Origin of the sequence: Amycolatopsis sp. NPDC059235 (assembly GCF_042754125.1) — a bacterium.
Lineage (GTDB): Bacteria > Actinomycetota > Actinomycetes > Mycobacteriales > Pseudonocardiaceae > Amycolatopsis > Amycolatopsis albidoflava.
The window spans coordinates 17,895-31,245 of record NZ_JBHZAG010000104.1; the positions used below are offsets into that span (position 1 = coordinate 17,895).

A 13,351-nucleotide genomic window follows, 5' to 3' on the forward strand; every position below is an offset into this window, starting at 1 on the left:
CTCAGCCCTCCGGAGCCGTCTCCACCCGCGGCGCCGGGCTGTCCGCCGGGGCGTCCGGCGCCGGATCCCGGTTCACCAGCGCGATCGCGAGCGCCCCGATCACCGCCACCACCGCGAACAGGTAGAAGCCCCACGGATACGCCAGCCCCGCCGACAGCAGCAGCCCCGTCACCAGCGGCCCGGACATCGCGCCGAACCGGCCGATCCCGCTCGCCGCGCCGAGGCCGGTGCCGCGGGCTTCGGCGGGGTACACGCGGGCGATGTACACGTAGACCAGCACCTGCGAGCTGAAGGTGAAGATCCCCGCCAGCAGCACCCCGACGTACACGCTCGCCCCAGGCAGTTTGATGCTCAGCAGCGCCAGGAACACCGCGGCCGCGGCGAACCAGACGATCGCGGAACGGCGGTAGCCGATCTTGTCCGCCACCCGGCCGCCGACCAGCAGGCCGATGACCGCGCCGACGTTCAGCACCAGCAGCAGCGCCAGCGCCGCGCCGAGTTCGTAGCCGGCCGCGCGCATGATCTGCGGCAGCCAGGTGTTCAGGCCGTACACCAGCAGCAGCCCCATGAACGACGTCACCCAGAACGCGATCGTCGCGCGCCCGTAGCCGTGCCGGAACAGGACGCCGAGCGGATTGCGGTTGCGCCGGGCTTCCTTCGCTCGCTCCAGCGCCTTCGACTCGGGCAGGAACTTCACCATGAGCGGCACCAGGATCAGCGCGGGCGCGGCTCCGATGACGAACATCCACTGCCAGCCGAACCGTTGCAGCACCAGGATTCCCAGCAGCGCGGTGAGCACCGCGCCGACGTGGTAGCCGGTCATCAGCACGGTGGTCGCGCTGCCGCCGCGGCCGATCCGCGCGTACTCGGTGATCAGCGCCAGCGCCGTCGGCAGCACGCCGCCGAGCCCGAGCCCGGCCAGGAATCGCAGCACGCCGAACAGCCACGGCCCGTTCGCGAACGCGCACAGCAGCGTGCAGACCGAGAAGCTGATCACGGTCAGCAGCATCATCCCGCGGCGGCCGAACAGGTCGCTCAGCGGGCCGATGGCGAACGCGCCGACCGCCACGCCGAGCAGCCCGACCGCCGAGATCAGCGACGCCGTGTTGGGGTCGAGCCCCCACGCTTTGTCCTTGAGCAGCGCGGGCAGCACGACGCCCAGCACCACCAGGTCGAACCCTTCGAGCGCCACCGCCGTCCAGCAGAGCGGGGCCACCCAGCGGGCGCGGCGCGCCCGGGGATCAGTCGAGACCGTCATGTCATCACCTGCGTCGTCGGAGGGGACCTGGGCGGATGCTTCGGTTGAACGGGTTCAGAACGGGTACTGCGGAAGGTCGCCGCGCACGGTGACCCACTGGGTTTCGGTGAACGCCTCCAGGTTGGCCTGCGCGCCGCCGTGCCGGGAGCCGGTTCCCGAATCCCCCACCCCGCCGAACGGCGCGAGGGCCTCGTCGTTGACCGTCTGGTCGTTGATGTGCACCAGACCGGACGGGATCCGCTCGGCCAGCGCCAGCCCCCGCGCGGCGTCCCGGGTCAGGATGCCCAGCGACAGCCCGTACTCGGTACCGCCGGCCAGGCGGACTGCTTCGTCCACTGTGGAGAACGGGACGACCGGCGCGACCGGGCCGAACACCTCCTGGGCATAGGCGGGCGCGGCGAGCGGGACGTCGGTGAGGACGGTCGGGCGGTAGAAGAGGTCCTCGTAGGTGCCGCCGGTGGCGATCTTCGCCCCGGCCTCCGCGCTGCCGGTGACCACCGAGTGCACGCGGTCACGCTGTCCGGCGTCGATCAGCGGGCCGAGCGCGACGTCGCCGTTCGCCGGGTTTCCGACGGTCAGCTTGGCCGCGTGCTCAGCGAGCGCGGCCGCGTAGTCGTCGGCGATTTCCGCGGCGACCAGGTGCCGTCCGGTCGCCATGCAGATCTGCCCGGAGTGGTTGAACGAACCGAACGCGCCGACCGACGCGGCCTGCTCGACGTCCGCGTCCGCGAGCACGACCAGCGCCGAGTTGCCGCCGAGTTCGAGGTGCACGCGCTTGAGCCGCTCCCCCGCCGCGGCGGCGATTTTGCGGCCCGCGTTCGTGGAACCGGTGAACGCGATCACGCGCACCAGCGGGTCCTCGACCAGCGCCGCCCCGACGTCCGCGCCGCCGGGCAGGAGGTGGAACAGACCTTCGGGCAGCCCGGCTTCCTCGAAGATCCGAGCGAGCACGACGCCGCCGCACACCGCGGTGCGCGGGTCCGGCTTCGCCAGCACCGCGTTGCCGAGCGCCAGCGCGGGCGCGATCGCGCGGATGGACAGGATGATCGGCGCGTTGAACGGCGAGATCACGCCGACCACTCCGGCCGGAACGCGGCGCGCCATCGACAGCCGAGGCTGGCTGGAACGCAAGAGTTCCCCGTACGGATGGGCGGCCAGCGCGGCGGCTTCGTGGCATTCCTCCGCCGCGACCGCGCGGGTCTGGAACTGCGCGAACCCGCGCGTGGCACCGGATTCCCGGATGAGCCACTCGTCGATCTCGTCGCCGTGGTCCTCGAAAAGCCGCGCCGCCCGACGCAACACCCGCGCCCGCTGGTCGTAGGGCTGGGCGGCCCACTCCCGCTGTGCTTCCCGCGCCGCGGCGGCAGCCTTGGCGACGTCCTCCGGAGCCGCCGCGCCGACCCGGGCCAGCGTGTTCCCGGTGGCGGGCTCGACCGCGTCGTATTCGCCGCCTGCGCCGGGGATCCAGCCGCCGGAGAAGATCCGGCCCTGCCATCCGGTTCCGAGCAACGTCATGCCGTCACCGCCACTTCCAGCACCAGCGGCTCCGTGCGCGCGGCCAGGGTCGGCAGCACCTCGTTCAACACTGACTCCAGTTCCTCGTAGGTTTCCGCGCGCCGCGCCGGGCAGCCGAGCGACTTCGCGAGCCCGCTCACGCTGACCTCGTCGAACCCGGGCCACGGCGCTTTGCCGCCGCCGGCCGTCCGTTCGCCGTACCGCACCGCGAGCTTGTCCATGATCGCGTAACCGCCGTTGGACAGCACGATCACGAGAACGCCGGCACCGTAATGCGCGGCGCTCCACAGCGCCTGGATCGAGTACAGCGACGAGCCGTCCCCGATCACCGCCACCACCGGACGTTTCAGACCGCCCATCCGCAGCCCGATCGCCGCCGGAATGCCGAAGCCCAGACCGCCCATGGCCGCGCTGAGGAACCCGAGCGGCTCGCGCGCCGGGACATACGCGTGCAGCAACGGCCGACTCGACGGCGATTCCTCGACCAGCACCGTGTCCTTCGGCAACTGGCGAGCCAGCAGCCCGAACACGCTCTCCGGCCGCAGCGGCGCGCCGTCCTCCGGCGCGCCAGGCAGGTCGACCGTCCGCCCGATCTTTTCCGGGCCCGCTTCCCGCGCCGGAATGAGCTCCGCCAACGGCCCGCACACCGCCGACGGCCGCGCCAGCACAGCGAGATCGACCGGACTGCGGTGCGCTTCGTTCGGATCGTCGGTGACCACCGCGATGCGAGTGTCCGGCTCCGTCAGCTGTCCCGGTTCCCGGGGGTACTGCCGGAAAACCGGTGCGCCGACCGAGAGCACCGCGTCGTGCCCGGACAACGCTTTCCGCAGTTCTTCCCGGCCCGGCGGCAGATGTCCGGCGAACTGCGGGTGATCCTGCGGGAATCCGGCGCGGGCGCCGAACGCCTCCTGCCAGACCGGGCAGGCGAGCCTCTCGGCGAGCGCGGTCAGCCCGCGCCACGATTCGGCGTCGTCCGCCCCGGCGCCCGCCACGAGCACCGGATTGCTTGCGGTACTGAGGAATTCCGCCAGCTCGGCCAGCACCGCGGGCTCGGCGGCGTTCGCGCGGACCAGCTTGGCGGGCGCGGGCAGCGGCTCGTCAACGCCCGCCGGCTCCGCCCAGTCGTCCATCGGCACGATCACCAGCGCCGGGCCGCGGTGTTCGCGAGCCTCGTGCCAGGCGCGGGCCAGCGCGCCCGGAACGTCCTGCGCGCGCGGCGGTTCCGCGATCCACACCGGCGCGGGGCGGGCCAGGTCGTCGAGCCGGTGGCCGGTGAGGAACGGCTCCAGCGCGAGGTGCCTGCGGTCCTGCTGCCCGACGAGCACGACCAGCGGCGCGCGGTTGACCCGGGCGGTCGCGAGCGCGCCGACCGCGTTGCCGAGCCCGGCGGTGGTGTGCAGGATCGCGACCGCGGGCCGGTCGTTCGCGAGCGCCCAGCCGGTCGCCATGCCGACCACCGAACCCTCGTGCAGCGCCAGCACGAACTCGAGGTCGTCGGGCAGGTCGGTGAGCAGCGCGATCTCGGTCGACCCGGGATTGGCGAACAAGGTCGTCGCGCCGAACCGGCGCAGCACGTCGAACGCGGCGTCGCGGACGGTCGGGGCAGGGCTCACGGACTTCTCCTCCGGCAGTACGAGCGGGTGGGTCCGGAGTGTCCCGGCTAGGTTCCGGGCCGCCCAGCCCCTCTTCCACTCAGCGGAAAAGTTCCTCAGCCTTGCAATGCCCGCGTGACCCCCAGCGCCGCCATCCGGACCACCGGCACGAGCGGTGACAGATTCGGCGTGCAACTCGGCACCACCACGGAAATCGCCGCCACGACCTGATCGCCCGGCCCGCGCACCGGAGCCGCGACCGACGACGCGCCCTCGGTCATTTCGTTGCGGGAAATGCAGAACCCCTGCAGCCGCACCTCCGCGAGCACCTGGCGCAGCCGAGCCGGATCCGTGATCGTCCCGCTGGCCCGCCGCTCCAGCCCGGTGGTCAGAATGCTCTCGAGACATTCCGGCGGCGCGTGCGCGAGCAGCACCTTGCCCGGCCCCGCCGCGTGCAACGGCAGCCGCAATCCGACCCGCGAGGTCACCACGACGTCCGGATGCGCCTCGAGCTTTTCCAGATACAGCGCGCGGTCCCCGTCGAGGACGACCAGATGCACGACCTCGTGCGTCACCTGCAGCAGATCCTGAAGGAACGGCAGCGCGACGTCTCGCAGCTCGCGCCCGCCGGGAGCCTGCGCCCCGAGCTGCCACAGCCGAAGCCCGATCCGGTACCGGCCGCGCCCGGTGCGCTCCAACGCGCCCCAGCCGGTCAATTCGGCCAGGAGGCGATGCACCGTGGCAGGCGCGAGCCCGGTCGCCCGGGTGATCTCGCCGTGAGTCTGCTCGGGTCGGCCGGACAGGAAGGAATCCAGCACCGCGAACGCGCGGCTGAGGACCGTGCGCCCGGGTTCGGCGGCGTTGCCGGCGATCGCGTGCCTCCGGGGCTGCGGTGGAACGGGACGGGGACTGGCCGCCCATCATCCGCCAGTCCCGCGGACACGGCAACCCGCGGTTCTCCCGTCTGTCCACACTGGACGTTCAGGGGGTCGCGCGGGCCAGTTTCGCGTCTTGGCGCTCCGGGGCGGTGCTCAGCGCGACCGCCAGCACGAGGGCTGCCAGGAGCGCCGCCGCGGGGCCGAGCCATTCCGGTCCGGCGTTCGCCAGCACGAGCCCGCCGGCTCCGGCGCCGATCGCGGTTCCGACGTAATTCATGGAACCGTTGAGGCTCAGTGCGACAGCCGCAACGTCGCCGCCTGCCGCGAATACGCGGTTTTGCTGGGGAATGAACAGCATCGATCCCAAGACGCCGAGCAGGAACAGCACGACGAGCGTCGGGACGAACCACCGTTGCACGACTCCCAGCGATGCTGCGGCCACCACCACGACCCCGAGCCCCGCCGCGATCACTCGCAACGAGGCGAACCGATCCGTGACCCATCCGACGAGCCGGTTGCCGAGGAAGAATCCCGCTCCGTTGACCAGCAATGCCACCAGGATCGCGTTCGCGCTGCCCGGCGAACTGATCCCTACTACTGCTGACGCGTACGCGATCAGCAAGAACGACGGGGCCAGCACCAGCGCGCTTACCGCGAGAAGCGTGAGGATGCGGGGATTGACCAGTACCGCGAGCCTTTCGCGCATCGTTGTCGCCGGCAAGGTCATCGACGGGACGAAGATCCCGGCCAGTACTGCCGCTGCCGTGGCCAATGCGGCAATCGTCCATAACGTGCCGCGCCAGCCCCAGGCCTGGCCGATCAGCAGGCCCAGCGGGACTCCGAGAACTGCGGCGAGGCTGGATCCCGCGCCGATCACCGCGAATGCCCGTGCCCGTCGCTCCGGCGGAGCCAGTACTCCCGCTACGGCGAAAGCGTTGGCCTGGAATGCGGCGGCACCCAGTGCCGCGACGACTCGGCCGGCCAGGACGGTGCCGAAGGTCGGGCCCGCCGCCTGCAGCAGCATGCCGACGAGGAAGGTCGCCATGCCTGCTCCGATGACCAGCCTGCGGTCGGCTCTCCCGGCGAGTGTCGCGATGACCGGGGAGCCGACTGCGTACGCGACCGCGAACACCGTGGTGAGCTGGCCTGCCGTCGCCACGCTTACTGACAGGTCTCGGGAGATGTTCGTGAGCAGGCCGGGCAGGACGAATCCGTCCACGCCCAGGACGAAGGTGCCCATCGCCAGGATCACCAGGCGGGTGTTATTCGATGCTTGTCGAATCGTCACATCGAGGGACCATAGACTATGGTTCGATAACGGTCAAAGTGTGGAAGGAGCCGCTGCTGTGTCGCGCACGTTGCCTGAGCCGGTGGTCGAGTCGTTCGATCTGACGGTGATCCTCAGCGCTCTCGCCGATCCCGGGCGGCGGACTATTTTGCGGGCGATGTACGAGGCTGAGGGGCCGGTCGACTGTGCGACGCTGGTGGAGAAAGCCGGGTTGGGGTTGAGCAATCCGACGATCTCGCATCACTATCGGGTGTTGCGGGAGGCTGGGTTGACTCGGACTGTCACCGAGGGGCGGCGGCGGATTGTGCATGTTCGGCGGGAGGAGGTGGAGGGGCGGTTTCCTGGGTTGTTGGGGGCGGTTCTTTCTGCTCCGGAGCGGAGTGGGTGAGGGGTCGGCTCGTCGCCTGGCGGCGACATTGCGTCTCTTGGTTGCGTGGGGGTGCTTGGCTGGTTGGGTGTTTCGGCTCAGTGTTTGAACGTGGGGGTTTCGGGGTGGGTGTTTAGTGCCTCGTGATTGAACGTTGCTGTTGCGCCGCGGGCTTGCAATCGGGATGCTTGGTGGTTGATCTTCCATCCGTCGACTCGGATTCCTACGTTCGGATGGTGTCGGGTCTGCTCGCTGTTCAGTTGAGCTTTTACGGTTGTCGCTTCTCCGGCGGCCAGATTTAGGTAGTTGTCGCTGAACGTCGCTGGCAGGATTCGTTCGCCAGTTCGGACGTCGTAGATCTGCAAATGCAGCATCAACGCCACGGGCTTTCCGACGTTGCGCACATCGACTGCCACCTCGGTGCCGTCTTGGTGTCGTGTAACTCCGGCGTTCACTGAAATGGTTGCCGGGGGCATCTCGTCAAGGGCGGTGAAGCCCGCCGCTCGTGTGGGGTTCTCCGCCCAATAGAAGTTCCGCACTAGCTCCGAGTCTCGAGAGTCCTTGAGGACCATCCGGACAAAGACGATCTCCGACGGAATTTCCTTCACACGCGCCGCGATGCTCCCGACCACAGTTCGATCAGAGGCTCCCGCGTCCACCCCGAACGAGTCGCGGCCTAACTCTGCGCCGTCCAGTCCGTAGAGCGTGACCTCGACCCTGCCGCGGATCGGCGCTCGGCCATGGTTCGCTACCACGACGTCGAAAGATTTCGCGTCCAGAACCACATTGATCCGCCGGCATGCGTGCTGGACCGCGTAGTACGACGAATGGGCTTCCAAATCGTGGCTGTACATCTGCCAGACGAAGCTCGGTTGCGCGGGGTTGGTCATCCACATGATGACTCCGGTACGCGGGTAAGGTCCGGCGCTGCGCATATTGGCCACCGGGGCCTCGTAAATCGCCTTGATGCATTCGTAGTTCATCAGCTGCGACTTGCGTGCGAAGTCCGGCAGGTTCCGTAGTTCTCCATAGCGGTCTGCGGTCAAGGCGAGGTAACCTGCGCCTCCGCCGTTTCCTCCGTTGCCGTTCACGTCTCGGTCGGCCCAGAAATCATCGGGGTGCTCCCACGAAGACTCCGGGAGCATCTTTCGCATGAATTCCAGCGTCGGGATCGAGTACGAGCCGACCTCGTTGTGGAAGGGCGGCCACTGCGTGCCGTCGTTGAGCGAGAAATGCTTGGCGGGCGGGACCCAATGATAAGGCCCGCCGGAACGGTATCCGTCGATCGGGTTCTGCCCGGTGTCGCCCGCCGAACTGGTCAGCGCGACTCGCTGCGGGTCCAGTTCGGCGACCAGTGCGTCCAGTCCGTCGATCAACGGCTGCGGCGGCGGTCCCTCGTTGCCGCCGCACCAGAGCAGGATCGACGGGTGGTTGCGGAACCGCACGATGCAATCGCGGATGTTGGCCAGGTCGCGAGCGGTGTTCTCGGCGGGCGGGCCTTCGGTCGAGCAGAAGAAATCCTGCCAGACCAGGATGCCGTACTCGTCACAAGCGGCGAAGAAGTCCTCGGTGCTGCTCTGGCCGTTCCAGTTGCGGATCAGGTTGAGGTTCGCGTCGCGATGCAGGCGCACCTGCGCGCGCAACCGCTCCCGCGGAATCCGCTTGAGGGCCTCGTCGAGCCCCCAGTTGCCGCCCATTACCAGGATCGGCTGGTTGTTGACGGTGATCGCCAGGCAGTCGGTCGTCGACCCGGACGGCGAGCGCATCGGTGTCGTGTATTCGATGCGCCGGATTCCGAAGTCCACTGTTCTTTCGTCCTGGACCTGGCCGCTGGATTCGACGCTGACGGTCAGCCGGTAGCGATACGGGTCGCCGTAGCCGTTGGGCCACCACAGCTTCGGCCGGTCCAAGAGCAGGCAGGCGATGTCTTTCGACGTCAGCACAACCGACGACGCGCCCGCCGGCACGCTGATCGTTCGCCGGAACTCTTGTCCGTCCAGCGATCCCTTCACCACCACGGACCTCGCCGCGGCACTGTCCAATGCGAGCTCGACCGACACGTCCGCCGTGTGCAAGTCCTGCGACAGGGTCGAGGTGACCTGCACGTCGGCCAGCCGCACCGGTCCGGTGGTACGCCAGGTGACCGGCTGCCAGATCCCGAGGTCCCGGTCGGGGATGGTGGGCAGCCAATCCCAGCCAGCGGTGCAGAAGAAGGTCGGGCCGTTCTTCAGCGTGATCCCGGTCGGACCGCCGTTGCGGCCGCCCCGCGTCACCCCGCTGGCGTAGCTCGGCAGCGCGGGCGGGTCGGCGTAGTCGAGCTTTCCGACCAGCACCGCCAGCCAAGCCATGCCGGCTGCCTTCGCCACGATGTCCGTGACCTCGAAGACCGCCCGCTTGAACGCACCCTCGACAGTGCCGACCTTGGTGCCGTTGAGCCACACGGTCCCGAGGTAGTTGATGCCGTCGAACTGCAGCCAGAACCGCTGCCCGGGAACCAGCTTCGGCACCCGGAACGCGACCCGGTACCAGTAGGCGGTGTCCTTGAGGGTGTCCGGAACGGTGTCGGTCACGATGTGGCCGTACAGCGGATCCGGGTACTCGCCGTTGGCGATCATGCTCGTCAGCGGCGTCCCCGGGACCATGGCCGGCTTCAGACCGGCGACGTCCTGCGTGCTGGCCAGTGCACTGCCCGCCGCTTTGCCGTCGGCCGCGACGAAGGTCCAGCCGCTGCCGATCTCGCCGCCGCCGATCTGGGGCGGCCGGGCCTCCGGAGCCGCTCCGGCGGTGCCGGACAGCCCGAACGCGCCGAGCACACCGCCGCCCGCGACAGCAATCCCGCCGGACAGGAAACGCCTGCGATTCACCTGGGTCACGTCGCTCCCGAAACCTCTACTGACATCGTTGTCAACCGCGCTTGAACCCTATTATTCGGCCGCCCGCGGGTCCGCTGTCAAGCCGCATCGGGAGGTTTTCGCGCGCCCGCAAGGAATCTGTCGGGCGGACAAGAGGCGGCGGCGCCCGAGAGTGACCGCTCGCTGCGCCATCGGAAGGAATATTTACAAAGTCCGCGGGAAATCGGCCCGCACCCCTGGCGACCGGCCGCCTTGCGCTTTTAGGGTGACGGCGTTCGCGGCGGGACGCCTGCCCCGCTCACCGGTGCACCACCGAAGGAAAGCGAGTTTCCTCATGACCGAAACCGCCGAAATGTGGACCGCGCCCGACTTCGTCGAGTACGAAACGCCGATGGAGGTCACCGCCTACGCGGCCCGCCGGGAGGAGTGACCCGCCGGACGGGGCCGGTGCGCTGGCGGTCCCGTCCTTCCGGAAAACCGTGCCGCTCAGTGAATCCCGGAGTATGCGAATGTCCACTGTGCACCCGATGAGCCCGGCGGAGTTCACCGCCGCCCTGCGCGGCCTCTCCCACCGGTACTGGGGCAGCCATCCGTTCCACCAGCGGATGCACGCCGGCGAACTCACCGAGCACGAACTGAAACTCTGGGCCGCGAATCGCTGGTACTACCAATGCGTGCTGCCGCGAAAAGACGCGGCGGTCATCAGCAATTGCCCGATCCCGGAAATCCGCCGGATCTGGCTGGACCGGATCGTGTACCACGACGGCGCCGTCGAAGGCGAGGGCGGAGCCGAACGGTGGCTGCGGCTGTGCGCCGCCGTCGGCCTCGACCGAGCCGAGGTCCTCGACGAACGGCACGTCGCTCCTGGCGTCCGGTTCGCTGTCGACGCCTACGTCACCTTCGCGCGCACCAAACCCTGGATCGAAGCCATTGCCTCCGGCCTGACCGAGATGTTCGCCGGGCACCTGATGCAGCAGCGGGTGGCCGACGTCCTGGCGAACTACTCGTGGATCTCCCGCGCGGACCTGGCGTATTTCACCAACCGGATCGACAAGGTTTCCGGCGAAGGCAAGGACACTTTGGACATTGTCGTGCGCCACTGCGTCACCCGCGAACAGCAGGAGAAGGCGGTGGCCGCGCTGTCGTTCAAATGCGACGTGCTGTGGTCGATGCTCGACGCCATCGAACGCGCCGCGGCCAAGGAGTGAGCCATGGACACCATCACCGTCGCTTCGGTGCCGAAGCTTCGCACGGGCGTGCGCCTGACTTTCGATCACGTGCGCGGGGTGCATGTCCTGTTGTTTCCGGAAGGCGTTCTCGTGCCGAACTCCACCGCCACCGCAGTCTTGCAACTCTGCGACGGCGCCACGCCAGTCTCCGGCATCATCGCTCTCTTGGAGGGCCGATACCAAGGCGTCCAAGAGACTGATGTCCTGGCGGTGCTGGCTCGGTTCGGACAACGGCGGGTGATCGAATGGACGTGACCGCACCGCTGGGGTTGCTCGCGGAGCTGACGCACCGCTGTCCCCTGCACTGCTCGTACTGTTCGAACCCCGTGGAGCTGGTGAGCCGGTCCGCGGAACTGTCCACTGCGGACTGGACGGACGCCCTGTCCCAGGCCCGGGAACTAGGCGTGCTGCAGATCCACCTGTCGGGCGGGGAACCGTTGGCGCGCCCGGATCTTCCGGAGCTGGTCACGCACGCGAGCGGCCTCGGCTGCTACGTCAACCTGGTCACCTCCGGCCTCGGCCTGACCGAGCCGCGGCTGAACGACCTCGCCGAACGGGGCCTGGCCCACGTCCAGCTTTCCGTGCAAGCCGCCACTCCCGACCGCGCGAACCTCCTCGCCGGGGCCAAGGCCTTCGACCGAAAGCTGGACGTCGCCGAACTCGTGAAAGCCTCGGGTCTGCCGCTGACCGTCAACGTGGTGCTGCACCGGCAAAACCACGACCAGCTCGCGGAAATCATCGCCCTAGCCGAGTCGATGGGCGCGGACCGGCTGGAACTGGCGAACACCCAGTACTACGGCTGGGCGCTGCGCAACCGCGACGCGCTGATGCCCACGCGCAGGCAACTCGCCGCCGCCGAACCCGTAGTCCGCGCGGCCGTCAACCGCCTGCGCGGCACGATGGAAATCATCTACGTCGTCGCCGACTACTACGAGCCGTTCCCCAAACCCTGCATGCACGGCTGGGGCGCGCGGCAACTGACGATCGCCCCCGACGGCACCGTGCTCCCCTGCCCCGCCGCGAGCGCGATCACCACGCTCACTCTCGACAACGTCCGCGACACCTCCCTCGCCGACATCTGGTACCGCTCGGAATCCTTCAACGCCTACCGCGGCGAAGAGTGGATGAGCGACCCGTGCCGCACCTGCGACCGCCGCACCACCGACTTCGGCGGCTGCCGCTGCCAGGCATTCCAGCTCACCGGCGACGCGGCCAACACCGATCCCGTCTGCTCGCGCTCCCCGAACCGCGGCACCGTCGACCTGATCCTCGCCGCACCGTCCGCTCCGGACCTGATCATGCGTGGCCCGGCCCGGTGAAGGTCATCCTCCTAGGCACCGCCGCGGGCGGCGGGTGTCCACAATGGAACTGCGCCTGCGCACCGTGCACCTCCGGCTCTCCCGGGCGCACGCAGGACAGCGTCGCCTTCAGCGCAGACGGCCGCGCGTGGCACCTCCTCAACGCCTCGCCCGACATCCGCGCCCAAATCCTGGCGACCCCCGCCCTACGCGCCGGCCCCGGTCCGCGCGAGACGCCGCTGCGCACAGTCCTGCTCACCGACGCCGAACTAGACCATGCCCTCGGCCTGCTCATGCTCCGCGAGGCGGCGGATTTCACTGTCCACGCCCCCGCCGCCGCACTGCACGCTTTGACCGACCATTTCCCGGCCCGCACCATCATCAGCGAGTACCACCACTGGAACTGGCTCCCCACCACCGAAACCACCCTCGACGGCCTGGTGATCACCTCCCTCCCCATCAGCGACAAACAACCGAAATACGCCCGCTCCTCCGCCCACGCCGGCCCGTGGGTCGTCGCCTACCGCATCCACGACCCGACGACCGGGGGCACACTCGTCTACGCGCCTTGCCTGCGCACTTGGCCGCCCGGCTTCGACGCATTCGTCGAAGGCGCGAGCCTCGTGCTGCTGGACGGCACCTTCCACGGCGGCACTGAATTCACGACCGCCACTGACGGCGCCAACCCGGCGGCGCAGCAGGCGATGGGCCACGTGCCGATCACCACGACGCTGCCGATGATCACGAACCGGGCGGGGGCCACACGATGGGCTTACACCCATCTGAACAACACGAACCCGGTCGTCGACCTGGCCAGCCCAGAACACGCCGCGGTGGTGGACGCGGGTGCGGAATTGCCGCCGGATGGGGCCGAGTTCATCCTCTGAGCGCGACACCTCGGCGCGGGCCGCTCTGGGTTCCGCAGGCTTCCGCCGGCGCGAAGAACCGCCCCAGTCGCGTCGGCCCCAAACCGCCCACGGCCCACGGCCCACGGCCCACGGCCCACGGCCCACGGCCCACGGCCCACGGCCCACGGCCCACGGCCCACGGCCCACGGCCCACGGCCCACGGCCC

12 protein-coding genes are annotated in these 13,351 nt (G+C 69.2%); 6 read left to right on the forward strand and 6 right to left on the reverse strand.

Features of this window, described 5'->3' with window-relative positions; translation table 11 throughout:
- Position 1 precedes the first annotated feature (1 nt).
- From ACFXI3_RS40760 to ACFXI3_RS40780, 5 genes are all read right to left on the reverse strand, one after another.
- Positions 2-1,258 (reverse strand): MFS transporter, encoded by a 1,257-nt coding sequence (locus ACFXI3_RS40760; protein WP_378407016.1) that lies wholly within the window; start codon positions 1,256-1,258, stop codon positions 2-4.
- 54 nt (positions 1,259-1,312) lie between these two features.
- On the reverse strand, positions 1,313-2,773 hold the full coding sequence (locus ACFXI3_RS40765) for an aldehyde dehydrogenase family protein (RefSeq protein ID WP_378407018.1): 1,461 nt from the start codon (positions 2,771-2,773) through the stop codon (positions 1,313-1,315).
- Positions 2,770-4,386 (reverse strand): thiamine pyrophosphate-dependent enzyme, encoded by a 1,617-nt coding sequence (locus tag ACFXI3_RS40770; protein WP_378407020.1) that lies wholly within the window; start codon positions 4,384-4,386, stop codon positions 2,770-2,772. Before ACFXI3_RS40770 ends, ACFXI3_RS40765 begins: the two co-directional genes overlap by 4 nt.
- 95 nt (positions 4,387-4,481) lie before the next feature.
- Positions 4,482-5,183 (reverse strand): IclR family transcriptional regulator, encoded by a 702-nt coding sequence (locus ACFXI3_RS40775; RefSeq protein WP_344276617.1) that lies wholly within the window; start codon positions 5,181-5,183, stop codon positions 4,482-4,484.
- 163 nt (positions 5,184-5,346) lie between these two features.
- Positions 5,347-6,531 carry an MFS transporter gene (locus tag ACFXI3_RS40780; RefSeq protein ID WP_378407022.1) on the reverse strand — a complete coding sequence of 395 codons (1,185 nt, stop codon included), beginning with the start codon at positions 6,529-6,531 and terminating at the stop codon, positions 5,347-5,349.
- Positions 6,532-6,589: 58 nt separating this feature from the next.
- Between ACFXI3_RS40780 and ACFXI3_RS40785 the strand changes: the two genes are divergently transcribed.
- Positions 6,590-6,919 carry an ArsR/SmtB family transcription factor gene (locus ACFXI3_RS40785; RefSeq protein WP_378407024.1) on the forward strand — a complete coding sequence of 110 codons (330 nt, stop codon included), beginning with the start codon at positions 6,590-6,592 and terminating at the stop codon, positions 6,917-6,919.
- 77 nt (positions 6,920-6,996) lie between these two features.
- On the opposite strand, the gene ACFXI3_RS40790 is transcribed toward ACFXI3_RS40785, so the two are convergent.
- Positions 6,997-9,771 (reverse strand): sugar-binding domain-containing protein, encoded by a 2,775-nt coding sequence (locus tag ACFXI3_RS40790; RefSeq protein WP_378407026.1) that lies wholly within the window; start codon positions 9,769-9,771, stop codon positions 6,997-6,999.
- A 313-nt stretch (positions 9,772-10,084) separates the two neighbouring features.
- Here ACFXI3_RS40790 and pqqA point away from each other — a divergent pair, with 313 nt between their 5' ends.
- The 5 genes from pqqA to pqqB all read left to right on the forward strand — a co-directional run bounded on the left by pqqA (position 10,085) and on the right by pqqB (position 13,164).
- Positions 10,085-10,180, forward strand: coding sequence for a pyrroloquinoline quinone precursor peptide PqqA (pqqA, locus tag ACFXI3_RS40795; protein ID WP_344276630.1), 96 nt, complete (start codon positions 10,085-10,087; stop codon positions 10,178-10,180).
- Positions 10,181-10,259: 79 nt separating this feature from the next.
- Positions 10,260-10,958, forward strand: coding sequence for a pyrroloquinoline-quinone synthase PqqC (gene pqqC, locus ACFXI3_RS40800; RefSeq protein ID WP_344276633.1), 699 nt, complete (start codon positions 10,260-10,262; stop codon positions 10,956-10,958).
- A gap of 3 nt (positions 10,959-10,961) precedes the next feature.
- Complete coding sequence (pqqD, locus tag ACFXI3_RS40805; protein ID WP_378407029.1) at positions 10,962-11,234, forward strand: pyrroloquinoline quinone biosynthesis peptide chaperone PqqD; 273 nt, start codon at positions 10,962-10,964, stop codon at positions 11,232-11,234.
- Positions 11,225-12,298 carry a pyrroloquinoline quinone biosynthesis protein PqqE gene (gene pqqE / locus ACFXI3_RS40810; protein WP_378407031.1) on the forward strand — a complete coding sequence of 358 codons (1,074 nt, stop codon included), beginning with the start codon at positions 11,225-11,227 and terminating at the stop codon, positions 12,296-12,298. Before pqqD ends, pqqE begins: the two co-directional genes overlap by 10 nt.
- Positions 12,295-13,164 (forward strand): pyrroloquinoline quinone biosynthesis protein PqqB, encoded by an 870-nt coding sequence (gene pqqB / locus ACFXI3_RS40815; protein ID WP_378407033.1) that lies wholly within the window; start codon positions 12,295-12,297, stop codon positions 13,162-13,164. Before pqqE ends, pqqB begins: the two co-directional genes overlap by 4 nt.
- Positions 13,165-13,351: the final 187 nt, after the last annotated feature.